The sequence below is a fragment of the Pseudomonas sp. SK3(2021) genome, assembly GCF_016772375.1.
In the GTDB taxonomy this organism is placed as follows: domain Bacteria; phylum Pseudomonadota; class Gammaproteobacteria; order Pseudomonadales; family Pseudomonadaceae; genus Aquipseudomonas; species Aquipseudomonas chlororaphis_I.
In genome coordinates this window covers 3,948,302-3,973,228 of sequence record NZ_CP061943.1, presented here as the reverse complement: position 1 = coordinate 3,973,228, position 24,927 = coordinate 3,948,302, and the positions used below count along the sequence as shown (strand labels likewise).

At 69.1% G+C, this 24,927-nt stretch carries 2 protein-coding genes; both read left to right on the top strand.

Features of this window, described 5'->3' with window-relative positions; translation table 11 throughout:
- Positions 1-180 precede the first annotated feature (180 nt).
- Positions 181-13,287 carry a non-ribosomal peptide synthetase gene (locus IF690_RS17485; protein WP_202696678.1) on the top strand — a complete coding sequence of 4,369 codons (13,107 nt, stop codon included), beginning with the start codon at positions 181-183 and terminating at the stop codon, positions 13,285-13,287.
- On the top strand, positions 13,284-24,866 hold the full coding sequence (locus IF690_RS17480) for a non-ribosomal peptide synthetase (protein WP_286673825.1): 11,583 nt from the start codon (positions 13,284-13,286) through the stop codon (positions 24,864-24,866). Before IF690_RS17485 ends, IF690_RS17480 begins: the two co-directional genes overlap by 4 nt.
- The last annotated feature ends 61 nt before the right edge of the window (positions 24,867-24,927 follow it).

Sequence of the window (24,927 nt, the reverse complement as noted above, 5' to 3'; positions counted from 1 at the left end):
CCGTCGGGCTCGCTGCTCCTGTCACTTCTTGAACATGCCGGCTGGGCCGTCGCAGCGCTGGGTCCCGGCTTGGGCCGGGCGCTGGCCACGGGGCGTAGCGGGTCGTCGTGCGGGCATCGGGTTGCAGCAGAAACCGGACTTCTCATCAACCGTTTCCGAATTTAAAAGCAGGTCACTTAAATGCAGTTCAGCGAATTGATGGCAATTATTTCCACCCAGCCGATCCGTCTCCAGCAGGAAGCAGGCGACCTGGTCGTGCTGGGTGACGACGAGGGGCTGGACGACGCGCTGTGGGACAGCCTGGTCAGGCACAAGTCGCGCCTGCTGGAACTGGTGGCCCGCCATGACGGCGACTGGCTGAGCCCGGCCTACCGCATCACCCCGGACATGCTGCCGCTGGTCAACCTCGACCAATCGGCCATCGAACGCATCGTCGCCAGCGTGCCGGGCGGCGCGGCCAACGTGCAGGACATCTACCCGCTGGCACCGCTGCAGGAAGGCATGCTCTACCACCACCTCTCGGCCCGGCAGGGTGACCCCTACGTGCTGCACGCGCAGTTCGCCTTCGCCAGCCGCGAGCGCCTGCAGGCCTTTGCCGAGGCCCTGCAATGGGTGATCGAACGCCATGACATCCTGCGCACCGCGATGTTCTGGGAGCGCCTGGACGAGCCGGTGCAGGTGGTCTGGCGCCAGGCCCGGCTGGACTGCGAAGAGCTGAGCCTCGATGCCGGCGGCGACGTGCTGGCGCAATTGCTGGCGCGCTTCGATGCGCGCCACTATCGCCTCGACCTGCGCCAGGCACCGCTGCTGCGCCTGGTCTTCGCCGAAGACCCGCAACAGCAGCGGGTGGTCGGCATGCTGCTGTTTCATCACACGGTCATGGACCACACGGCGCTGGACCGGGTGCGCGAGGAAATCCAGGCGCACCTGCTTGGCCAGGCCGAACAGGTGGCGCCGGCGGTGCCGTTTCGCGATTACCTGGCCCAGGCGCGGCTGGGGGCGAACGAGCAGGCGCACGAGGCGTTCTTCCGCCAGATGCTCGGCGATATCGACGAGCCGACCCTGCCGTTCGGCCTGCGGGATGTGCAGGGCGACGGCCGTGGCATCGAAGAGCTGCGCATCGACCTCGACCACGCCCTGAGCCTGGGTTTGCGCGGCCAGTCCCGGCTGCTGGGGGTGAGCGCCGCGAGCCTGATGCACCTGGCGCTGGCCCTGGTCCTGGGCAAGGCCTCGGGGCGCCGCGCGGTGGTGTTCGGCACCGTGTTGCTAGGGCGGATGGACGCCGGCGCAGGGGCCGAGCACGCCCTGGGCATGTTCATCAATACCTTGCCGCTGCGGGTGGATCTCGACGGGCACAGCGTGCGCGCCGCGGTGCAGGCCACCCACCAGCGCCTGACCGCGCTGCTCGGGCACGAACAGGCCTCGCTGGCCCTGGCCCAGCGTTGCAGCGCGGTGAGCGCGCCGACGCCGCTGTTCAGCGCCATGCTCAACTACCGGCACAGCGCCGCCGGCGACGCCGCGGCGGTGATCGACATCGCCGACGGCATCCAGGTGCTGGGCGCCGAGGAGCGCACCAACTACCCGCTGACGGTCAACGTCGACGACCTGGGGGAAGGTTTGCGCCTGACCCTGATGGTCGCCGTCGAGATCGGCGCCGCGCGCCTGGGCGGTTACCTGCAAACGGCTTTGGAAAGCCTGGTCGCGGCCCTGGAACACAGCCCGGACGCGCCACTGCAGGACTTGAATATTCTGCCGGCGGCCGAACGCCGGCAACTGCTGTTCGGCCTCAATCCGATTCGGCAATTCGCCGACAGTGCCTTGATCCACCAGCAGGTGGAGGCCCAGGCCGCGGCGCAACCCGACGCCACGGCGCTGATCCATGAGGGGCGGCAACTGAGCTACGGCGAACTGAACCGCCGCGCCAACCAGCTGGCGCACCGCCTGCTGGCCCTGGGCGTGCGCCCGGACGACCGGGTGGCGATCTGTGTCGAGCGTGGCCTGGAAATGATCGTCGGCCTGCTGGGCATCCTCAAGGCGGGCGCCGGTTATGTGCCCATCGATCCGGCCTACCCCCAGGAGCGCATCGCCTACACCCTGCGCGACAGCGAACCGCTGGCGCTGCTGGTACAGGCCGACACCCGGCAACGGCTGGGCGAACTGGCGGTGCCGCTGCTCGACCTCGACGACCCGGAGCTGAACCGGCAGCCCTCGGACAATCCCCAGGTGCCGGGGCTGAGCAGCTCGAACCTGGCCTATGTGATCTACACCTCCGGCTCCACCGGCCTGCCCAAGGGCGTGATGATCGAGCACCGCAACGTGGCGCGGCTGTTCGCGGCGACCCGGGACAGGTTCGCCTTCGACCGCCAGGATGTGTGGGCGCTGTTCCATTCCTTCGCCTTCGACTTCTCGGTCTGGGAAATCTGGGGCGCGCTGATCCACGGCGGCCAGTTGCTGGTGGTGCCGCAACGGGTCAGCCGCTCGCCTGACGATTGCTATGCCCTGCTGTGCCAGGCTTCGGTGAGCATTCTCAACCAGACCCCCAGCGCCTTCCGCCAGTTGATCGCCGCCCAGGAACGCAGCCCGCTCAAGCACGCCCTGCGCCAGGTGATCTTTGGTGGCGAAGCCCTGGAGCCGGGCATCCTCAAGCCCTGGTATGCCCGGGTGGAAAACGCCGGCACGCAGCTGGTGAACATGTACGGCATCACCGAGACCACGGTGCACGTGACCTACCGCGCGCTGCAGGCGGCGGATGCCCAGCGCCTGGGGGCCAGCCCGATTGGCGGGGCGATTCCCGACCTGCGCCTGTATGTGCTGGATGAGCGGCGCGAGCCGGTGCCGGTGGGAGTGGTGGGCGAGCTGTATGTCGGCGGCGCCGGGGTGGCGCGGGGTTACCTGAACCGCGAGGCCCTGACCGCCGAGCGCTTCATTGACGACCCGTTTCGCACGGACGGGCAGCGCCTGTACAAGACCGGCGACCTGGCGCGCTGGAACGGCCAGGGCGAGCTGGAGTACCTGGGGCGTAATGACGATCAGGTGAAGGTCCGCGGGTTCCGCATCGAGCTGGGGGAGATCGAGGCGCGGCTGGCGGCCTGCGCCGGCGTGCGCGAGGCGGTGGTGATCGCCCGCGAGGACGAGCCGGGCGATAAGCGCCTGGTGGCCTACCTGGTCGGCACCGAAGGGGCCGAACTGGACGCGGCGGCACTGCGCGAGCAGTTGCTGCGGTCCCTGGCCGACTACATGCTGCCCAGCGCCTTCGTGCAACTCGATGCCTTGCCGCTGACCACCAACGGCAAGCTCGACCGCAAGGCGCTGCCGGCGCCGGACAGCACGGCCCTGGCCCGGCGTGGTTTCGAGGCGCCGCAGGGCGAGGTGGAACAGCGCATCGCGGCGATCTGGCAGGAGCTGCTCAAGGTCGAGCGGGTCGGTCGTCACGACAACTTCTTCGAGCTGGGCGGGCATTCGCTGCTGGCGGTCAAGCTGATCGAACGCATGCGCCAGCTGGAACTGGGCGCCGATGTACAAGTGCTGTTCGGCCAGCCGACCCTGACGGCGCTGGCCGCCGAGGTCGACGGCCAGTGCCCGGTAGCGGTGCCGGCCAACCTTATTGGCGCCGACTGCCGGCACATCACCCCGGACCTGCTGCCGCTGGCGGACCTCGACCAGGCGGCCATCGACCAGCTCGTCGCCGGCATCCCCGGTGGCGTCGCCAATGTGCAGGACATCTATGGCCTGGCGCCGTTGCAGGCGGGCATCCTCTATCATCACCTGGCCAGCGCCGAGGGCGACCCCTATGTGCTGCAGGTGCAATGCGGCTTCAGCGACCTGTCGCGGGTCGAGGCCTTTATCCGTGCCCTCGACAGCCTGATCGCGCGCCACGACATCCTGCGCAGCAGCGTGCATTGGCAGGGCCTCGACGAGCCGGTGCAGGTGGTCTGGCGCCAGGCGCCGCTGAGCGTGGAGCAGGTGGACGACGTGGACGGCGATGTGCTGCAACACTTGCAGCGGCGCTTCGATCCGCGGCATTACCGGCTGGACCTGAACCGCGCCGCGCTGATGCGCTTTGCCTATGCCCGGGATGAACAGAACCAGCGCTGGCTGGGCATCCTGCTGCTGCACCATATCCTCCTGGACCACACCGCCCTGGCGACCCTGGTGGCGGAAATGAGCGCTAGCCTGGGCGGGCTTGCCCGCTCCCTGGATGCAGCCGGTCAGGACCAGCCTTTGGGCGAGGCCGTGCAGTACCGCAACTACGTGGCCCAGGCCCGGCTCGGGGTCAGCGACGAGGAACACCAAGCCTTCTTCCGCGAGATGCTCAGCGACATCGACGAGCCGACCCTGGCCTTCGGCCTGGGCGACGTCAACCGCGACGGCAGCGGCGTGGAAGAGGCGTGCCTGCCGCTGGACGCGGCCCTGGCCCGGCGCCTGCGCGAACAGGCCCGCCAGCTTGGGGTCAGCGCCGCCAGCCTGGCGCACCTGGCCTGGGCCCAGGTGCTGGGCCAGGTGTCGGGTCGCGAGGAGGTGGTGTTCGGCACCGTGCTGCTCGGGCGGATGCAGGGCGGCGAGGGCGCCGACCGCGCCCTGGGCATGTTTATCAATACCTTGCCGCTGCGGGTCAGCCTCGGCGCCATGGGCGTGCGCGACGCGGTGCGCGCCACCCACGGTCGGCTCTCGCAATTGCTCAGGCATGAACACGCCTCGTTGTCCCTGGCCCAGCGTTGCAGCAGCGTGCCGGCGTCGCTGCCGCTGTTCAGCAGCTTGCTCAACTACCGCCACAGCGCCGCCGAAGCAGTGGCCGCGGTGGACGGCGCGGCCTGGGACGGCATCCAGATCCTCAGCTCGCAAGAGCGCAGCAACTACCCGCTGGTGCTGAATGTCGACGACCGTGGCGAAGCCTTCGAACTGGTGGTGCAGACCCTGGCCGAGGTCGGTGGCCTGCGGGTCGCCGGTTATATGCAGAGCGCCTTGCGGGGCCTGGTGGAGGCCCTGGAACAGGCGCCGGACCGGCCGTTGCGCGAGCTGAGCATCCTGCCGGCGGAAGAACGCCAGCGCCTGCTGGTGACCTTCAACGCCACCCAGCGCGACTATCCGCGGGAAAAGACCCTGCACGCGCTGTTCGAGGCCCAGGCGCGGCAGCAGCCGCAGGCCACGGCGGCGGTGCAGGGCGGGCAAGGCCTGGGCTACGACGCCTTGAACCGCCGCGCCAACCAGCTGGCGCACTATCTGATCGGCCTTGGGGTCAAGCCGGGGGACCGCGTGGCGATCCTCATGGAGCGTTCCCTGGACCTGCTGGCCAGCCAGTTGGCGGTGAGCAAATGCGCGGCGGTCTATGTGCCGCTGGATATCAATGCGCCGGCCGAGCGCCAGGCGTTCATGCTCGAAGACAGCGCCGCGCGGCTGCTGCTCGGCGACAGTCGCCAGGCATCTGCTCATAGCGTGGCGCGGGTCGATCTGGACTGCCTGACCCTCGACGGCTTGCCGGAGCACGACCCGGAGCTGGCGCAGTCCTCTGAGGCAGTGGCGTACATCATGTACACCTCCGGGTCCACCGGTACGCCCAAGGGCGTGCTGGTGCCGCACCGGGCGATCACGCGGCTGGCGATCAACAACGGTTACGCCGATTTCAACCGCGACGACCGGGTGGCCTTTGCCTCCAACCCGGCGTTCGACGCCAGCACCCTGGAGGTCTGGGCGCCCTTGCTCAACGGCGGTTGCGTGGTGCTGGTCGAGCAGGACGTGCTGCTGTCCCGCGAGGCCTTCGGCCAGCTGTTGCAGGAACAGCAGGTCAGCGTGTTGTGGCTGACCGCCGGATTGTTCCACCAGTACGCCGACGGCCTGATGCCGGCGTTCAGCCGCTTGCGTTATCTGATCGTCGGCGGCGACGTGCTCGACCCGGCGGTGATCGGCCGGGTCCTGCAGCAGGGCGCGCCGCGGCACCTGCTCAACGGTTATGGCCCGACCGAGGCCACGACCTTTTCCACCACCTTCGAAATCACCGAGGTCGGCGAGGGCGCTATCCCCATCGGCCGGCCGATCGGCAACAGCCGGGCCTATGTGCTCGATGCCCGGCAGCGCCCGCTGCCGATCGGCGCGGTGGGCGAGCTGTACATCGGCGGCGCCGGGGTGGCCAAGGGGTACCTGAACCAGCCAGAGCTGACCGCCCAGGCGTTTATCGCCGATCCTTTCAGCGAGCAACCGCAAGCCTTGCTGTACCGCACCGGCGACCTGGCGTCCTGGCGCGCCGACGGCACCCTGCTGTACCGGGGCCGCAACGACCAGCAGGTGAAGTTGCGCGGCTTTCGTATCGAGCTGGGTGAGATCGAGACCCGGCTGGCGGCCTGCCCGGGCGTCCAGGACGCGGTGGTGCTGGCCCGCGAGGACGAGCCCGGCGACAAGCGCCTGGTGGCATATTTCACCGTGGTGGCCGATGAGCCGGCGCCGGAGATCGACCGCCTGCGCGCCCAGCTGCAAGGCCAGCTCCCGGACTACATGGTGCCGTCGGCCTATGTCCGGCTCGACCGCCTGCCGCTGACCGCCAATGGCAAGCTGGATCGCAAGGCCTTGCCGGCACCGGGCCGCGAGGCCTTGCTCAGCCGTGGTTTCGAGGCGCCCCAAGGGGCGGTGGAAATCGCCCTGGCGCAAATCTGGAGCGAGCTGCTCAAGGTCGGGCAGGTCGGCCGCCATGATCATTTCTTCGAGCTGGGCGGGCATTCGCTGCTGGCGGTGAGCCTGATCGAGCGCATGCGCCAGATCGGCCTGAGCGCCGACGTGCGGGCCCTGTTCAGCCAGCCAAGCCTGGCGGCCCTGGCCGCGGCGGTAGGCAGCGGCCGGGAAATCCCGGTACCGGCCAACCGCATTGGCGCGGGCTGCCAGCACATCACCCCGGACCTGTTGCCGTTGGTGGAACTGCAGCAGGCGGAGATCGACCGTATCGTCGCCCAGGTGCCCGGCGGCGCGGCCAATGTGCAGGACATCTACCCGCTGGCGCCCTTGCAGGAGGGCATCCTCTATCACCACCTGAGTGCCGGGCAGGGCGACCCCTACCTGCTGCAATCGCGCATGGCCTTCGACAGCCTGGAGCGGTTGCAGGCCTTTGCCGGCGCCTTGCAGCAGGTGATCGAACGCCACGACATCCTGCGCACTGCTGTGCTCTGGGAGGGCCTGAAACAACCGGTGCAGGTGGTGTGGCGCAAGGCTGAACTGCCCCTGCAGCAGGTGCCGCTGGACGCGGCCGGCGGCGAGGTGCTGGCGCAGTTGCATGGCTGCTTCGATGCCCGCCACTACCGCCTCGACCTGACCCAGGCGCCGCTGCTGCGCATGGTCTACGCCCAGGACCCGGCCAATCGGCGGGTGGTGGCGATCCTGCTGTTCCATCACCTGGCCCTGGACCATACGGCGATGGCCGTGGTCGGCGAGGAGATGCGCGCTGTCCTGTTCGGCGAGGCCGAGCGCCTGGGCATGCCTGTGCCTTATCGCAACTACGTGGCCCAGGCGCGCCTGGGGGCGGCGGAGCAGGAGCATGAGGCGTTCTTTCGCGAGATGCTCGGCGATATCGACGAGCCGACCCTGCCGTTCGGCTTGCAGGATGTGCAGGGCGACGGCCGGGATATCGAAGAGGCCGAGCTGGCCCTGGACGCCGCCCTGGGCCTGCGCCTGCGGGCCCTGGCCCGGCGCCTGGGGGTGAGCGCGGCGAGCCTGATGCACCTGGCCTGGGCCCAGGTGCTGGGCCAGCTGTCGAACCGGCGCGACGTGGTGTTCGGCACCGTGCTGATGGGCCGCATGCACGGCGGCGAGGGCGCCGACCGCGCCCTGGGCATGTTCATCAACACCTTGCCGCTGCGGGTCGATCGCGGCCTGGGGGTACAGGCCGCGGTCAAGGCCACCCACGCCCGGCTGAGCGCGCTGCTGGGGCACGAGCATGCCTCCCTGGCCCTGGCCCAGCGTTGCAGTGGCGTGGCCGCCGGTGCGCCGCTGTTCAGCGCCTTGCTCAACTATCGCCACAGCGCGCCGCAGGACATCGCCCAGTCCGGCCAGGGCATCTGGCAGGGCGTCGAACTGCTCGGCGGCGAAGAGCGCAGCAACTACCCGCTGACCTTGAGCGTCGACGACCTGGGCGAGGGCTTCGGCCTGAATGTGCTGACGCTGGCGAGCATCGGTGCGCAGCGCATCGGCCAGTACATGCAGCAGGCGCTGCAGCAGCTGGCCCAGGCCCTGGAGCAGGACCCCGAGCTGCCGCTGCAACGCCTGCCGATCCTGCCGCAGGCGGAGTGGCAACGCCTGCTGTCGGGCTTCAACGCCAGCGCCGCGAACTACCCGCGCGGGCAGACCGTCCACGGCCTGTTCGAAGCCCGCGCCGCGCGCACCCCGGACGCCTTCGCGCTGCTGCAGGGCGAGCAGCGCCTGACCTATCGCCAGCTCAACCAGCACGCCAACCAGCTGGCCTGGCATCTGCTGGCCCAGGGCGTGCAGCCCGACGACCGAGTGGCGATCTGCGTGCGCCGCGGCCCGCAGATGCTGATCGGGCTGTTGGCGATCCTCAAGGCCGGGGCCGGTTATGTGCCGATCGACCCGGCCTACCCGGCGCAACGCATCGCCTATCTGTTGCAGGACAGCGCGCCGGTGGCGGTGCTGGCGCAGCAGGAGACGCGCGCGCTGTTGGGCGACAGCCTGCCGGTGCTCGACCTGGCGGCCACGACCTGGCAATACCGCCCGGTGACCAACCCTGGCCCGGCCCGGCTGACCCCGGCGCACCTGGCCTATGTGATCTACACCTCCGGCTCCACCGGCTTGCCCAAGGGCGTGATGGTCGAACACCACAGTCTGGAAAACCTGGTGCACTGGCACTGCGCGGCCTTCGACCTGAAGCCGGGCAGCCACACCTCCAGCCTCGCCGGCTTCGGTTTCGACGCCATGGCCTGGGAGGTCTGGCCGGCGCTGTGCGGCGGCGCGACCCTGCACCTGCCGCCGGCGGAGGTCGGCAACGAACACATCGACGAACTGCTGCACTGGTGGCGCGGGCAACCGCTGGACGTCAGCTTCCTGCCGACCCCGGTGGCCGAGTACGCCTTCAGCCAGGACCTGGAGCATCCGACCCTGCGCACGCTGCTGATCGGTGGCGACCGCTTGCGCCATTTCAGCCGCAACCAGCGCTTCCAGGTAATCAACAACTACGGCCCGACCGAGGCCACGGTGGTTGCCACCTCGGGAAGGATCGAGGCCGGCCGGCCGCTGCATATCGGCAAGCCCATGGCCAACGCCCGCATCTACCTGCTGGACGAGCAACGGCAACCGGTGCCGGTCGGCGTGGCGGGCGAGCTGTACGTGGGCGGCGCCGGCGTGGCCCGGGGTTACCTGAACCGTGCGCAACTGACTGCCGAGCGGTTCCTCAAGGATCCGTTCAGTGCCGATTCGGTTGACGGCGGCCCGGCAGCACGGATGTACCGCACCGGCGACCTGGCGCGCTGGCTGGCCGACGGCACTATCGAGTACCTGGGGCGCAACGACGATCAGGTCAAGGTGCGCGGCATGCGTATCGAGCTGGGGGAAATCGAAGCCGCCCTGGCCCGCCACGAGGCGTTGCGCGAATGCGTGGTGCTGGTGCGCGACGGGCGCCTGCTGGCCTGGTTCAGCGAGCATCGGCCGGTGGCTATCGAGGAACTGCGGGCTTATCTGCAAGGGCGCTTGCCCGACTACATGCTGCCCGCGGCCTATGTGCGCCTGGACAGCCTGCCGCTGACCGCCAACGGCAAGCTGGACCGCCAGGCCTTGCCGGAGCCGGATCAGGCGGCCTTGCTCAGCCGCGGGTACGAGGCGCCCCAGGGCGAGGTCGAGGTGACCCTGGCCGGGATCTGGGCCGAGGTGCTCAAGGTCGAGCGGGTCGGCCGCCAGGATCATTTCTTCGAGCTGGGCGGCCATTCGCTGCTGGCGGTGAACCTGATCGAGCGCATGCGCCAGCTGGGCCTGAGCGCCGACGTGCGCATCCTGTTCAGCCAGCCGACCCTGGCGGCGCTGGCCGCGGCGGTCGGCAGCGGCCGCGAGGTCGAGGTGCCGGCCAACCGCATTTCCGCCGACTGCCGGCACATCACCCCGCAGTTGCTGCCCCTGGTCAGCCTGGACCAGGCCGCCATCGACCGGGTGCTGGCCAGCGTCCCCGGCGGCGCGGCCAATGTGCAGGACATCTACCCCCTGGCGCCGTTGCAGGAGGGCATCCTGTATCACCACATCATGGCGCAGCAGGGCGATCCCTATCTGCTGCAATCGCGCATGGCCTTCGACAGCCTGGAGCGTTTGCAGGCCTTCGCCGGTGCCTTGCAACAGGTGATCGAGCGCCATGACATCTTGCGCACCGCGGTGCTCTGGGAGGGGCTGCAACAGCCGGTGCAAGTGGTCTGGCGCGAGGCGCCGCTGGTGCTGCGCGAGGTGGCCTGCGATACGGCCGCCGGCGAGGTGCTGGCGCAGTTGCTGCAGCGTTTCGATGCCCGGCGTTACCGCCTGGAGCTGACCCAGGCGCCGCTGATCCGGCTGATGTACGCCGCCGACCCGGCGCACCAGCGCGTGGTGGCGGTGTTGCTGTTCCACCACCTGGCCATGGACCACAGCGCCCTGGACGTGGTGCGCCACGAACTCCAGGCCGTGCTGTCGGGCCAGGCCGGGCAGTTGGGGGCGGCGGTGCCGTTTCGCAACTATGTGGCCCAGGCGCGCCTGGGCACCGGCGAGCGGGAACATGAAGCCTTCTTCCGCGAGATGCTCGGCGATATCGACGAGCCGACCCTGGCCTTCGGCTTGCAGGATGTGCAGGGCGATGGGCGCGGGATCGAGGAACGGCAGTTGCGCCTGCCGGCGTCCCTCAACCAGCGCCTGAGAAGCCAGGCGCGGCAGTTGGGGGTAAGCGCCGCCAGCCTGTTCCACCTGGCCTGGGCCCAGGTGCTGGCGGCGGCTTCGGGCAAGCGCAGCGTGGTGTTCGGCACCGTGCTGGTAGGCAGGATGCAGGGCGGCGCCGGCGCCGACCGGGCGCTGGGGGTGTTTATCAATACCCTGCCGTTGCGGGTCGATATCGACGGGCAGGATGTGCGTGCCGGCGTGCGCGCCACCCATGCCCGGTTGACGGCGTTGCTGGGCCACGAACACGCGTCCCTGGCCCTGGCGCAACGTTGCAGCGGCGTCGCCGCCGGCGCGCCGCTGTTCAGCGCCATGCTCAACTACCGCCATAGCCTTACCCCGCACCAGGCGTTGCAACAGGCCTGGCAGGGGATCGAAACCCTGGCCAGCGAAGAGCGCACCAACTATCCGCTGACCCTCAATGTCGATGACCTGGGCGATGGCTACCAGCTCACCGCGCTGGTTGCCGCCGGCGTGGCGGCGCAACGGGTGTGCGACTTTATGCAGACCGCGCTGCACGGGCTGGTGGACGCCCTGGAGCAATCGCCGCAAACCGCCCTGAACCAGCTGCCGGTGATCACCGCCGAGGAGCGCCGGCAACTGCTGGTGGCGTTCAACGATACCGAGGTGCCGTACGACCTCGAGCAGAGCATCCATGGGCTGTTCGAGGCCCAGGTCGAGCGCACGCCCGAGGCGCTGGCGGTCAAGGCCGGCGAGCAGTCGCTGACGTATCGCGCCCTCAACGAGCAGGCCAACCAGTTGGCGCATTATCTGCGCGAGCAAGGGGTGGGCCCGGATGCGCGGGTGGCGATCTGTGTCGAGCGCGGGCTGGAAATGCTGGTGGGCCTGCTGGCGATCCTCAAGGCCGGCGGTGGGTATGTGCCGCTGGATCCGTCGTACCCGCTGGAGCGGATCGCCTACATGCTGGAGGACAGTGCGCCGGTGGTGGTCTTGGCTCAAGGCGCGACCCGGGAGCTGCTGGGGGATGTGCCGGTGATCGATCTGGACCAACCGGTCTGGCTGGACCAGCCGCTCGGTAATCCCGTTATCGCCGGGTTGACTCCGCGGCATCTGGTCTACGTGATCTACACCTCGGGCTCCACCGGCAAACCCAAGGGTGTGATGAATGAGCACCGCGCCGTGGTCAACCGCCTGCTGTGGATGCAGGACCAATACGGGCTGTCCGCCGAGGATGCGGTGCTGCAGAAAACCCCGTTCAGCTTCGACGTCTCGGTCTGGGAATTCTTCTGGCCGCTGATGACCGGCGCACGCTTGGTCATGGCCCGTCCCGAAGGCCATAAGGACCCGGCCTATTTGTGCGAGGTGATCCAGGCCGAACGCATCACCACCTTGCACTTCGTGCCGTCGATGCTCGACGTGTTCCTGGCCCATGGCGATATCAGCCGCAGTGCCGGTCTGGTGCGCGTGCTGTGCAGTGGCGAGGCGCTGCCGGGCAGCCTGGTGCGGCGTTTCAAGGCGCAATTGCCGGGTAGCGAACTGCACAACCTCTACGGCCCGACCGAGGCCGCGGTGGATGTGACTGCCTGGAACTGTGGCGGGCCGCTGGACCCGACACCGGACAACACCCCGATCGGCAAACCCATCGCCAACACCCGCCTGTACCTGCTGGATGAGCACTGGCAACCGGTGCCGCTGGGCGTGGTCGGCGAGCTGTATATCGGCGGGGTGCAGGTGGCGCGCGGCTATCTGCATCGTCCCGAACTGACCGCCGAACGTTTCCTCAAGGACCCGTTCAGCGATAAAGCTCAAGCCCGCATGTACCGCACCGGCGACCTCGGTCGCTACTTGCCGGACGGCAACATCGAATACCTGGGGCGCAATGACGACCAAGTGAAGATTCGCGGCCTGCGCATCGAGCTGGGAGAAATCCAGGCGCGTTTGACCCAGTTGCCGGAGGTGAAAGAGGCGGTGGTTTTGGCCCGGGAAGAGGTGCCGGGGGACAAGCGCCTGGTGGCCTATTACACCACCGAGCTTGCCAGCGAACGCCTGGAGACCGAGGCGCTGCGCAGCCACCTGCTGGAGCAACTGCCGGAGTACATGGTGCCGGCGCTGTTCGTGCACCTGCCGGCCTTGCCCCTGAGCCCCAACGGCAAGCTCGATCGCAAGGCGCTGCCTGCCCCGGACCTGGAGTCGCTGCGGGTGCGCGAGTACGAAGCGCCGATTGGCGACACCGAGATCCTCCTGGCGCGGATCTGGGCCGAGTTGCTGAACGTGGAACGGGTAGGGCGCCATGATCATTTCTTCGAGCTGGGCGGGCATTCTCTGCTGGCCGTCAGCCTGATCGGCCGCTTGCGTCAGGAAGGCCTGGAAGCCGATGTCAGGGCGCTGTTCGAACAGCCGACCCTGGCGGGCTATGCCGCAATTACCGAACGAATGGAGATCGTCCTGTGAGCATGATCGAAGTACTGGCGACACTGAAGGCCAAGGATATTCAACTGGCGCTCAAGGGTGATCAGCTCCTGGTACAAGGCAACAGGCAGGCGCTGAGCGAGCCGGCGACCCTGGCCCTGCTGCGCGAGCACAAGCCGGCGCTGATCGAGCTGATCCGCGCCGGGCACTACGACGCCAGCACGGCCGGGCGGGTCGAGGTGCCGGCCAACCTGATTCCCGCCGATGCCCGGCAGATCACCCCGGACCTGTTGCCCCTGGCCAGCCTGAGCCAGGAGGCGATCGACCGGATCGTCGCCAGCGTGCCCGGCGGCGCGGCCAATGTGCAGGACATCTACCCCCTGGCGCCGCTGCAGCAAGGCATCCTCTATCATCACGCCAGCGCTGCCCAGGGCGACCCCTATGTGCTGCAGGCGCAGTTCGCCTTTGCCGGCGCCGGGCGCCTGGCGGCCTTTGTCCAGGCCTTGCAGGGGGTGATCGACCGGCATGACATCCTGCGCACCGCGATGCACTGGGAAGGGTTGGAAGAGCCGGTGCAGGTGGTCTGGCGCCAGGCCACCCTGGAGCTGGAAGAAGTCGTCCTCGACCCGGCGGACGGCCCGGTAGCCGAGCAGTTGCGCGCGCGCTTCGACCCCCGGCATTACCGCCTGGACGTGACCCAGGCGCCGCTGCTGCGCCTGGCATACGCCCGCGACGAAGCCGGGCAGCGCCTGGTCGCCAGCCTGCTGTTCCACCATATGGCCATGGACCACAGCGCCCTGGACGTGGTCCGCCACGAATTGCAGGCCTTCCTGCTGGACCAGGCGGACGGCCTGGGACCGGCGGTGCCGTTTCGCAACTATGTGGCCCAGGCACGCTTGGGCATCAGCGAGCAGGAGCATGAGGCGTTCTTCCGCGAGATGCTCGGCGATATCGACGAGCCGACCCTGCCGTTCGGCTTGCAGGATGTGCAGGGCGATGGCGCCGCTATCGAAGAGTCCGGCCTGGGCATCGGGCCCGGCCTGAGCCAGCGCCTGCGCTTGCAGGCGCGGCAGGCGGGGGTGAGCGCCGCCTGCCTGTTCCATCTGGCCTGGGCCCAGGTGCTGGGGGTGCTGTCGGGCAAGCAGCAGGTGGTGTTCGGCACGGTGCTGATGGGCCGCCTGCAGGGCAGCGGGGACAACGACCGGGCCCTGGGCATGTTCATCAATACCTTGCCGCTGCGGGTGGATGTGGGCAGCCAGCCGGTGCTGGCCGGGGTCAAGGCCACCCACGCGCGGCTGACCACCTTGCTGCGCCATGAACACGCGCCCCTGGCCCTGGCGCAACGGTGCAGCGGGGTGCTCGCGCCGACGCCGCTGTTCAGTGCCTTGCTCAACTACCGGCACAGCGCCGCGCCCGGCAGCGACGAACCGAGCGCGGCCTGGCAGGGCATCAGCAACCTCAGTTCCCAGGAGCGCAGCAACTACCCGCTGACCCTGAGCGTCGACGACTTCGGCGCAAGCTTCAGACTGACCCTGCAGGCCAGCGCCGAGGTCGATGGCGCGCGTCTCTGCGGTTATATGCACTGTGCCCTGGAACACCTGGTCCAGGCCCTGGAGCAGGCCCCGCAGCAGGCCCTGGACCAGCTGTCGATCCTGGCCCCGGCCGAACGCGAGCAACTGTTGCGCGGCTTCAATGCCAGCCGGGTGGATTTCCCTCCGGCGCGGACGATCCACCGGCGCATCGAAGCCCAGGCCGCGGCGACGCCCCAGGCGTTGGCGGCGGTCTGCCTGGGGCAGTCGCTGACTTACGCCGGGCTGAACCAGCGGGCCAACGCCCTGGCCCATCACCTGAGTGCGCTGGGCGTGGGCCCGGACGAGCGGGTGGCCATAGTCGCGCGCCGCGGCCTGGACACCCTGGTCGGCCTGCTGGCGATCCTCAAGGCCGGTGGCGCCTATGTGCCGGTGGACCCGGCCCATCCCGCCGAGCGCCTGCGTTACCTGCTGGAAGACAGCGCGCCGCTGGCGGTGCTGAGCCAGGGCGAGCTGCTGGCGCGCCTGCCGGCCCTGAGCGTGCCGCTGATCGACCTCGATACCTTCGACTGGCTGGAGCAGCCCGAGACCAACCCGCAGGTATCCGGGCTGACCCCGGCGCACCTGGCCTATGTGATCTACACCTCCGGCTCCACCGGCCTGCCCAAGGGGGTGATGGTCGAGCACCGCACCCTGGGCAACCTGGTGGACTGGCACTGCGCGGCCTTCGACCTGTGCCAGGGCCGCCACACCTCGAGCCTCGCCGGTTTCGGTTTCGACGCCATGGCCTGGGAGGTCTGGCCGGCGCTGTGTGTCGGCGCGACCCTGCACCTGGCGCCAACCCACGACGGCAACGAGGACATCGACGGGCTGCTCGACTGGTGGCGCGCCCAGCCACTGGACGTGAGCTTTTTGCCGACCCCGGTGGCCGAGTACGCCTTCAGCCAGAACCTCGAACACCCGACCCTGCGCAAGCTGTTGATCGGTGGCGACCGGCTGCGCCAGTTCGCCCGCACCCAGCGCTTCGAGGTGATCAACAACTACGGCCCGACCGAAGCCACGGTGGTCGCCACCTCCGGGCGGATCGAGGCCGGCCGGCCACTGCATATCGGCAAGCCGGTGGCCAACGCCCGGGTCTACCTGCTGGACCCGCAGCGGCGCCCGGTGCCGCTGGGGGTGGCGGGCGAGCTGTATGTGGCGGGCGCCGGAGTGGCGCGGGGTTACCTGAACCGTGCGCAACTGACTGCCGAGCGCTTTCTCGAAGATCCGTTCAGCAACCAATCGGGGGCCCGCATGTACCGCACCGGCGACCTGGCGCGCTGGCTGGCCGACGGCAACCTCGAATACCTGGGGCGCAACGACGACCAGGTGAAGATCCGTGGCGTGCGCATCGAGCTGGGGGAAATCGAAACCCGCCTCAACCAGTTGCCGGGCATCCAGGACGCGGTGTTGCTGGCCCGCGAGGACGAGCCCGGGCATACCCGGCTGGTGGCCTATTTCACCGAGCAGGAACAGGTCGAACCGCTGGCAGTGGCTGAACTGCGGGCCTGCCTGCTGGCGCAGTTGCCCGACTACATGGTGCCGGTGGCCTATGTGAAGCTCGCCAGCCTGCCACTGACCGCCAACGGCAAGCTGGACCGCAAGGCGTTGCCCAAGCCGGACATGGCCGCGGTTTTCTCCCGCGCCTACGAGGCTCCGCAAGGTGAGCTGGAGCAGGCCCTGGCGCAGATCTGGGCCGATGTGCTGAAGATCGAGCGGGTCGGGCGCCAGGATCATTTCTTCGAGCTGGGCGGCCACTCGCTGCTGGCGATGCGCATGGTCTCGCAGGTCCGCCAGCGCCTGGGGGTGGAACTGGCCCTGGGCGAGCTGTTCGCCAACGCCGAACTGGCGGCCGTGGCCCGGGTCCTGGCCGAGGCCGGGCGCAGCACGCTGCCGGAGATCCTGCCGGTGCCGCGGGACGAGCCGCTGCCGCTGTCGTTCGCCCAGCAGCGCCTGTGGTTCCTGGCGCAGATGGAGGGCGCCAATGCCACCTACAACATTGCCCTGGGCCTGCGCCTGCGCGGGCGGCTCGACGTGGCGGCGCTGCACCGGGCGCTGGCGCGCATTGTCGAGCGCCATGACAGCCTGCGCAGCCGCTTTGCCGTGTTCGACGACGAACCGCGGGTGCTGCTGGCCGCCAGCGAACAGGCCTTCAGCCTGGGCACCGAGGACCTGCGCCAGCATCCCCAGGCGCAGCAGGCCTTGCAGGCGCTGGCGCGGCGTGAAGCCAGCGAGCCTTTCGATTTGCAGCAGGGGCCGTTGTTGCGCGGACGGCTGCTGTTCATGGCCGACGACGAGCATGTGTTGCTGCTGACCCTGCATCACATCGTCACCGATGGCTGGTCCATGGGCGTGCTGACCCGCGAGCTGATGGCGCTGTACCAGGCCTTCAGCCGCGGCGAACAAGACCCGCTGCCGCCGCTGGCGGTGCAGTACGGCGACTTTGCCGTCTGGCAGCGGCGCTGGCTTGGCGGCGAGCGGCTGCAACGCCAGGGCGCCTGGTGGCAGCAGGCCCTGGACGGCGCGCCGGCCTTGCTGATGCTGCCCACCGACCGGCCGCGCCCGCCGCAACAGGACCATGCCGGCCAGCGACTGGAGGTGCTGCTGGACGAATCGCTGAGCGCCGGGCTCAAGGCCTTGAGCCAGCGCCACGGCACCACCCTGTACATGACCCTGATGGCGGCCTGGGCCCAGTTGCTCAGTCGCCTGGCCGGGCAGGCCGAGGTGGTGATCGGCACGCCGGTGGCCAACCGCCGCTGCGTCGAGGTCGAGGGGCTGATCGGCCTGTTCGTCAACACCCTGGCGGTGCGCATCGACACCTCGGGCGCACCGAGCACCGCGGCGCTGCTGGCCCGGGTCAAGGAATGCACCCTGCAAGCCCAGGCCCACCAGGACCTGCCGTTCGAACAGGTGGTGGAACTGCTGCGGCCGGTGCGCAGCCTGTCCCACAGCCCACTGTTCCAGACCCTGCTGAGCTGGGAACAGCACGACGGCCCCGAGCTGGCCCTGGGCGACTTGCGCCTGCAAGGGCTGGCGCCGGTCAGCGAAGTGGCCAAGTTCGACCTGTCCCTGAGCCTGGGCGAGGTGCGGGGGCGCATCGGTGGCTCGCTGGAATACGCCACGGCGCTGTTCGACGAAACCACGATGCGGCGTTACCTCGGTTATTTCATCCGGTTGTTGCAGGCCATGGTCGGCAACGATCAGGCGGTGCTGGAGCAAGCTGTGCTGCTGGATGACGTGGAGCGCCAGCGGCTGCTGGTGGCGTTCAACGATACCGAGGTGCCGTACGACCTCGAGCAGAGCATCCATGGGCTATTCGAGGCCCAGGTCCAGCGCACGCCCGAGGCGCTGGCGGTCAAGGCCGGCGAGCAATCGCTGACGTATCGCGCGCTCAACGAGCGGGCCAACCAGCTGGCGCATTACCTGCGCGGGCAAGGGGTGGGCCCGGATGCGCGGGTGGCGATCTGTGTCGAGCGCGGGCTGGAGATGGTGGTGGGGTTGCTGGCGATCCTCAAGGCCGGCGGCGGGTATGTGCCGCTGGACCCGGCTTACCCGCTGGAGCGGATCGCCTACATGCTGGAGGACAGCGCGCCGGTGGTGGTCTTGGCTCAAGGCGCGACCCGGGAGCTGCTGGGGGATGTGCCGGTGATCGATCTGGACCAACCGGTCTGGCTGGACCAGCCGCTCGGTAATCCCGTTATCGCCGAGCTGACTCCGCGGCATCTGGTCTACGTGATCTACACCTCGGGCTCCACCGGCAAACCCAAGGGTGTGATGAATGAACACCGCGCCGTGGTCAACCGCCTGCTGTGGATGCAGGACCAATACGGGCTGTCCGCCGAGGATGCGGTGCTGCAGAAAACCCCGTTCAGTTTCGACGTCTCGGTCTGGGAATTCTTCTGGCCGCTGATGACTGGCGCACGCTTGGTCATGGCCCGTCCCGAAGGCCATAAAGACCCGGCCTATCTGTGCGAGGTGATCCAGGCCGAACGCATCACCACCTTGCACTTCGTGCCGTCGATGCTCGACGTGTTCCTGGCCCATGGCGATATCAGCCACAGTGCCGGTCTGGTGCGCGTGCTGTGCAGTGGCGAGGCGCTGCCGGGCAGCCTGGTGCGGCGTTTCAAGGCGCAACTGCCGGGCAGCGAACTGCACAACCTCTACGGCCCGACCGAAGCCGCGGTGGACGTGACCGCCTGGAACTGTGGCGGGCCGCTGGACCCGACACCGGACAACACCCCGATCGGCAAACCCATCGCCAACACCCGCCTGTACCTGCTGGACGAACAGTTGCAACCGGTGCCGTTGGGCGTGGTGGGCGAGCTGTATATCGGCGGGGTGCAGGTGGCACGCGGTTATCTGCATCGCCCCGAACTGACCGCGGAGCGTTTCCTCAAGGACCCGTTCAGCGCCGATTCTGTTAACGGCGGACCCCAGGCCCGTATGTACCGCACCGGCGACCTCGGTCGTTACCTGCCGGACGGCAGCATCGAATACCTGGGACGTAACGACGACCAAGTGAAGATTCGCGGCCTGCGCATCGAGCTGGGAGAAATCCAGGCGCGGTTGACCCAGTTGCCGGAGGTGAAAGAGGCGGTGGTTTTGGCCCGGGAAGAGGTGCCGGGGGACAAGCGCCTGGTGGCCTATTACACCACCGAGCTTGCCAGCGAACGCCTGGAGACCGAGGCACTGCGCAGCCACCTGTTGGAGCAACTGCCGGAGTACATGGTGCCGGCGCTGTTCGTGCACCTGCCGGCCTTGCCCTTGAGCCCTAATGGCAAGCTGGACCGCAAAGCCTTGCCGGCCCCGGACCTGGAGTCGCTGCGGGTGCGCGAGTACGAAGCGCCGATTGGCGACACCGAGATCCTCCTGGCGCGGATCTGGGCCGAGTTGCTGAACGTGGAACGGGTAGGGCGCTTTGATCATTTCTTCGAGTTGGGCGGACACTCGCTGCTGGCGGTGAACCTGATCGCGCGGATGCGTCGGGCCGGGCTGGCGGCGGATGTGCGGGTGCTGTTCGGCCAGCCGACCCTGGCCGCGCTGGCGGCGGCCGTGGGCGCTGGCCGGGAGGTCGCGGTGCCGGCCAATGCCATAGTCCCGGGCTGCGGGCGGATTACCCCGGCCCTGTTGCCCCTGGCCAACCTGAGCCAGGCGGCGATCGACCGGATCGTCGCCAGCGTGCCCGGCGGCTTGGCCAATGTGCAGGACATCTATGCCCTGGCGCCGTTGCAGGCCGGCATCCTCTATCACCATATCGCCGCCAGCCAGGGCGACCCCTATGTGCTGCAGGCGCAGTTCGCCTTTGTCGACCACGAGCGCCTGGCGGCCTTTGTCCTGGCCTTGCAGGCGGTGGTCGAGCGCCACGATATCCTGCGCAGCTCGGTGCATTGGCAAGGCCTGGAGGAGCCGGTGCAGGTGGTCTGGCGCCAGGCTTCGCTGGCCTGCGAAGCGGTGGCCGTGGACGGCGCGGACGGCGATGTGCTGGACCAGCTGCGGGCGCGCTTCGACCCGCGCCGGTATCGCCTGGACCTCGGCCAGGCGCCGCTGCTGCGCCTGGTGCATGCCCATGACCTGGCCAACGGGCGGGTGGTGGCGCTGTTGCTGTTCCATCACCTGGTGATGGACCACATCGCCCTGGACGTGCTGCAACAGGAGATGCAGGCCTGGCTGCTGGGCGAGGGCGAACAGCTGGGGGCGGCGGTGCCGTACCGCAATTATGTGGCCCAGACCCGCCTGGGCATCGGCGAGCAGGAGCACGAGGCGTTCTTCCGCGAACTGCTGGCGGACTTCGACGAGCCGACCCGGCCGTTCGCCCTGCCGGCCCGGGAGCAGGGTGGCGACACCGAAGAGGCGCGCCTGCCCCTCGATGCCGGCTTGAGCCGGCGCCTGCGGGTCCAGGCCCGGCAGTTGGGCATCAGCGCCGCGAGCCTGATGCACCTGGCCTGGGGCCAACTGTTGAGCCGGGTGTCCAGCCAGCCGTCGGTGGTGTTCGGCACCGTGCTGCTCGGGCGCATGCAGGGCGGCGAAGGCGCGGAGCGGGCGCCGGGGGTGTTCATCAATACCTTGCCGCTGCGGGTCGAGCTGGGCGGGCAGGCGGTGCGCACGGCGGCGCTGGCCACCCATGAACGCCTGAGCCAACTGCTCGGCCACGAACATGCGCCGCTGGCCCTGGTACAGCGTTGCAGCGCGGTGGCGCCGGCCACGCCCTTGTTCAGCACTTTGCTCAACTACCGTCACAGCGCCCCGGCGGCGCTGGAGTCCGGCCCGGCTTCCACGGCCTGGCAGGGCATGCAACTGCTCAAGGCCGAGGAGCGCACCAACTACCTGCTGACCCTCAGCGTCGACGACCTGGGCGAGGGCTTCAGCCTGGCCGCTCTGACCCTGCCGGGCATCGGTGCGCAGCGTATCTGCGGTTACATGCAGTGCGTCCTGGAAAACCTGGTGCAGGCCCTGGAGCAGGCGCCGCAGACGCCGGTCGAAGCCCTGGCGATCCTTTCCCGAGAGGAGCGGCAGCAGGTGCTGGAAGGCTTCAATGCCACGGCGCGGGAGTTCCCCGAGGAACAGACCGTGGATCGGCTGTTCGAGGCCCGGGCCCTGGCCCATCCCGAGGCGACCGCCGCGGTGCATGGCCAGCAGTCGCTGAGCTATGGCGAGCTGAATGCGCGGGCCAACCGCCTGGCCCATTACCTGCTGGGCCTGGGAGTGAAGCCGGGGGACAGCGTGGCGATCCTGCTGGAGCGTTCCCTGGAGCTGCTGGTCAGCCAACTGGCCATCTGCAAGTGCGCCGCCGTCTATGTGCCGCTGGACAGCCACGCGCCGGCCGAGCGCCAGGCGTTCATGCTCGAGGACAGCCAGGCGGTATTGCTGCTGACCCGCAGCGGCGAGTTACTGGCGCGCCCGGTGCGCCGGGTCGAGCTGGACCGGTTGAACCTTGCCGACCAGCCGGGGCACAACCCGCGGCTGGCGCAGTCCGCCGAGGCGGTGGCATACATCATGTACACCTCGGGCTCCACCGGCACCCCCAAGGGCGTGCTGGTACCACACCGGGGCATCACCCGGCTGGTGCTGAACAACGGCTATGCCGATTTCAACCCGCGGGACCGGGTGGCGTTCGCCTCCAACCCGGCATTCGACGCCAGCACCATGGACGTCTGGGGCGCCTTGCTCAATGGCGGCCAGGTGCAGGTGATCGACCATTACACCCTGCTCGATCCCGAGCGCTTCGGCGCGGCGCTCAAGGCTGGCGGCAGCACCGTGCTGTTCGTCACCACGGCGCTGTTCAACCAGTATGTGCAGCTGATTCCCGATGCCCTCAAGGGCCTGCGGATGCTCCTGTGCGGCGGCGAGCGCGCCGATCCGGCGGCGTTCCGGCGCTTGCTGGCCCAGGCCCCGGGGTTGCGCCTGGTGCATTGCTACGGCCCCACCGAAACCACCACCTACGCCACCACGTATGAGGTCAAGGCGCTGGCGGCGGACGCGGACAGCGTGCCGGTGGGAAGGCCGATCTCCAACACCCGGGTGTATGTGCTCGACGCCCGGCAGCAACCGGTGCCGGTGGGCGTGGTGGGGGAGATCTACATCGGCGGCCATGGCGTGGCCAAGGGTTACCTGAACCGCGCGCAACTGAGCGCCGAGAAGTTTCTCCCCGATCCTTTCAACCCGCGGCCGCAGCGCCTGATGTACCGCACCGGCGACCTCGGGCGCTGGAACGAGCAGGGCCTGCTGGAGTGCATCGGACGCAACGACGACCAGGTGAAGATCCGCGGCTACCGCATCGAGCTGGGGGAAATCGAAGCACGCCTGGCCACCTGCCCGGGGGTCAAGGAGGGGGTGGTGCTGGCCCGCGAGGACGCGCCGGGGGACAAGCGCCTGGTGGCCTACTTCACGGCCCGGGCCGCCGAGCCCGCGCTGGCCATCGAGCAGCTGCGGGGCTATCTGCAAGGCCAGTTGCCGGACTACATGGTGCCCTCGGCCTATGTATGGCTCGAGCAGCTGCCGCTGACCGCCAATGGCAAGGTCGACCGCAAGGCGCTGCCGGCGCCGCAGCTGGAGGCCCTGGTGCACGGCGAATACCAGGCGCCCGCCAGCGCGCTGGAGCAGACCCTGGCCCAGGCCTGGGCCGAGGTGCTGAAGCTGGAGCGGGTCGGGCGCCACGACAGTTTCTTCGAATTGGGCGGGCACTCGTTGCTGGCGATCAGGCTGCTCACCCTGCTGCAACAGGCCGACCTGCCTATCACCCTGGCCGAGCTGTTCGAACATGCCAGCGTCGCCGCCATCGCTGCCTTGCTCAGCCAGCGTGGCGTCGCCCCGCAACCGCAGCAGCCGGCGCTGATCCCGGTGCGCACCGGCGGCAGCCAGCCGCCGTTGTTCCTGGTCCATGAGTTCAGTGGCCTGGATATGTATTTCCCGGCGCTGGGCAAGCATATCGCCGGCGACTTCCCGATCTACGGCTTGCCGGGCGTGGCCCTCGGCCAACCGCAGCTGCACACCATGCAGTGCCTGGCCACGCGCCTGGTGGGGATCATCCGCGAGGTGCAGGCCGAAGGGCCTTATCGCCTGGCGGGCTGGTCGTTCGGCGGGGTGCTGGCCTATGAGATCGCCCAGCAGCTGATCGGCCAGGACCAGGTGGTGGAGTTCCTCGGCCTGATCGACAGCTACGTGCCGCGCCTGACCGACCAGGGCAAGGCGCGCTGGTCCGGCGACAACGCGCTGAAGCTGCACCTGTTGCTGCAATGCAGCTTGTACTGGAAAGCCCAGGGCGCGGCCGGTACCGCGGCCCTGGCCAGCCTCGACCTGTTGCACCAGGCATTGGACGGGCTGGACTTTGCCGCGTTGCTGCAACGCTGCCGCGACCAGCAGCTGTTGTACCCGGACATGGCCGCGGCGGCGGACGCCGACCTGCTGGGCTTCCTCGAGCGCGAGGTGGCCCACGGCCATGCCCTGGCGCATTACAGCCTGTTCGCGCTGGACCTGCCGGTGTACCTGTTCTGCGCCGAGGAGCGGCCGACCGAGCTGTCGCGGCGCAGCCAGTTGCTGGGTTGGGACAGGGTGCTGGCGGCGGACCGCCTGCGGGCGATCCCGGTGCCGGGGGATCACCAGAGCATGATGCAGGCGCCGCATATCCAGGTACTCGGCCAAGCCATCGGCCAGGCCATACAGGCCTCGGCGGCGGAGCGCGCGGCGGCGTCGCCGGCAGCGCTCTACCAGCCGCTGCTGACGATCCAGAGCGGTCGCCCCGGGCAAGTGCCGATCTTCTGCGTGCCGGGGGCCGGCGACAGCGTCACCGGCTTTATCGGCCTGACCGAAGCCCTGGGCCCGGACTGGCCGATCCTCGGCCTGCAACCCCGGGGCCTGGAAGGCAACGCGGTACCCCACAGCCGGGTCGAGAGCGCGGCCGCGCATTACCTCGACGCGCTGGAATCGTTGTACCCCGAGGGACCGCTGCACCTGGTCGGGCATTCCTTCGGCGGCTGGGTGGCGTACGAAATGGCCACGCTGTTGCAGGCCCAGGGGCGCGAGGTGGCGTCCCTGACCCTGATCGACAGCGAGTCCCCGGGCGGCAACGGCGTGGTCGGCCAGGCCTACACCACCTCGGCAGCCTTGCAGCGCCTGATCGAGAGCCTGCAACTGGCTTCGGGCAAATCCCTGGGCATCGACCCGCGGGCCTTCGCCATGCAGGACGACGCCAGCCAGCTGGAGCAGCTGCATGCCGGCATGGTCCGCGTCGGCCTGCTGTCGGCGCGTTCCACGCCCGAGGCGATCCTCGGCATGGTGCGCACCTTCGCCAGCGCCTTGCGCACCCTCTATCGACCGCGCCGGCGCTACCAGGGCCGGGCGCGCCTGGTGCTGGCCGATGACCCGAGCCTGGATGCCGCCGGCAACCAGCGGGAGCAGCAGGCGATGGCCGAGGGCTGGCGCCAGCGGGTGGATGAACTGCAGGTCTGGCACGGCCCGGGCAACCATTTCAGCCTGCTCAAGGCGCCGAATGTGGCGCACCTGGCGGCCTGGTGGCAGCAGGGCTTGGCGCTGGCGAGCGGGGCGCCGCGGTCATGAGGGGCGCGGGGCCGCCCGGGCCGCCGGGCAACGGGCTATGGATGGGTTCGGCCGCCGGTTC

What these genes read in the sequence shown, in the direction of transcription:
- IF690_RS17485 (WP_202696678.1), top strand. Translation starts at nt 181, where the DNA reads ATGCAGTTCAGCGAATTGATGGCAATTATTTCCACCCAGCCGATCCGT.